This window comes from Clostridium bornimense, from assembly GCF_018917145.1.
Lineage (GTDB): Bacteria > Bacillota > Clostridia > Clostridiales > Clostridiaceae > Clostridium_AN > Clostridium_AN bornimense_A.
Window position 1 is genome coordinate 1 of record NZ_JAHLOD010000120.1, and the last position, 1,265, is coordinate 1,265.

Consider the following 1,265-nt stretch of genomic DNA (forward strand, 5'->3'; position numbering starts at 1 on the left):
CAATATCCGATACCAGAAAATAAGAGAATACTTGCTTATAAAGCAGAGTTAGAAGCAAAGAAAAAAAGAGCATCATGATAAATGCGACTAACAACGTAGTCGCATAATCATATATCTTTATTTATTTTGATTGTCTACTTGACAGGAGTCAGATCACACTATTTTGCACAACAGCTCACTTTAATTGTAAATTTACTTAAAATCTGTACGTGTAGATGATTCATCTGAACCATAAATTGTTTTTTCATTTCCTTTATCTTTCACTTTTTTACCGTATTTCTTAGATGATGGATCTGAAGTTGTATAATCTGTTTTGCTATTCACCATAATTTCACCTCTTAACTATTGACTTCAAGTTTATATTTTCCTATTTCTTATTGTTTATACGATATTATTTACCCTTCCATTATTTTAACGAAAAATTTTCTATCTCTCGGCCCATCAAACTCACAAAAGTATATATCTTGCCAAATTCCAAGTATCATCTTACCATCATCTACTATAAGCGTTTGAGATGCTCCCATCGTAGAAGCTTTCATATGTGCATGAGAATTTCCCTCAAAATGTTTATAATTTTTATCTCTTGTAGGATATACCTTTTCAAAACCATATATCATATCATGCACTACATCTGGATCTGCATTTTCATTTATTGTTATACCTGCTGTAGTATGAGGACAAAATACTATAACTATTCCATCTTTTATGCCACTTTTCTTAATATCTTCCTCTATAATAGCTGTTATATTCACCATTGTTTGTTCTTTATTAACTCTTAAATCATGACTAAATAATTTTTTCATAAACAATCACCTCTTCTAAAATAAATACAGTGCACAGCATTCCTGTTTTAAGACTTTATGAGAATTGAAAAAAATAACCTTCTTGGATAAAATGCATAGTGAAAGAAAAAAACATAATACCAAGGAGGTTATTCAAATGAATAATAACATAGTTTCATTAAATCAGTCAAAGCTTTTTATAGGAATTGACTTAGCTAAAAAAATACATGTGGCAAAAGCAATAGATATAAATGGTATACAAGTTGGTTATTTATCATCACTTAAGAATGATAGGGAAGGATTTAAAACCTTTGAATCATGGGTATATAAGATTATGAAGGAAACAAACACAGAATCTTGTATAATAGGCATGGAGCCTACCGGCATCTATTGGCAACGTATTGCATCATATATTATTACTTCTATGGATAACTGCGAAGCAGTATTCGTTAATCAGCAAAAAGTAAAATTAACAAGATTATT

General features: G+C 29.6%; 3 protein-coding genes. 1 reads left to right on the top strand and 2 read right to left on the bottom strand.

Annotated elements, in window-relative coordinates:
- Positions 1–192: 192 nt before the first annotated feature.
- Complete coding sequence (locus tag KQI30_RS17455) at positions 193–327, bottom strand: hypothetical protein (protein ID WP_301281843.1); 135 nt, start codon at positions 325–327, stop codon at positions 193–195.
- A gap of 68 nt (positions 328–395) precedes the next feature.
- Positions 396–803 (bottom strand): secondary thiamine-phosphate synthase enzyme YjbQ, encoded by a 408-nt coding sequence (locus KQI30_RS16785; RefSeq protein ID WP_216464483.1) that lies wholly within the window; start codon positions 801–803, stop codon positions 396–398.
- A 136-nt stretch (positions 804–939) separates the two neighbouring features.
- On the opposite strand from KQI30_RS16785, the gene KQI30_RS16790 reads away from it, so the two are divergent.
- Positions 940–1,265, top strand: a 326-nt coding sequence (locus tag KQI30_RS16790; protein ID WP_216464484.1) for an IS110 family transposase, incomplete at its 3' end; no start/stop codon positions are given.

Bases quoted from the DNA above. Each gene is read 5' to 3' on its own strand.
- KQI30_RS16785 (WP_216464483.1), bottom strand. From the start codon at position 803: ATGAAAAAATTATTTAGTCATGATTTAAGAGTTAATAAAGAACAAACA.
- KQI30_RS17455 (WP_301281843.1), bottom strand. From the start codon at position 327: ATGGTGAATAGCAAAACAGATTATACAACTTCAGATCCATCATCTAAG.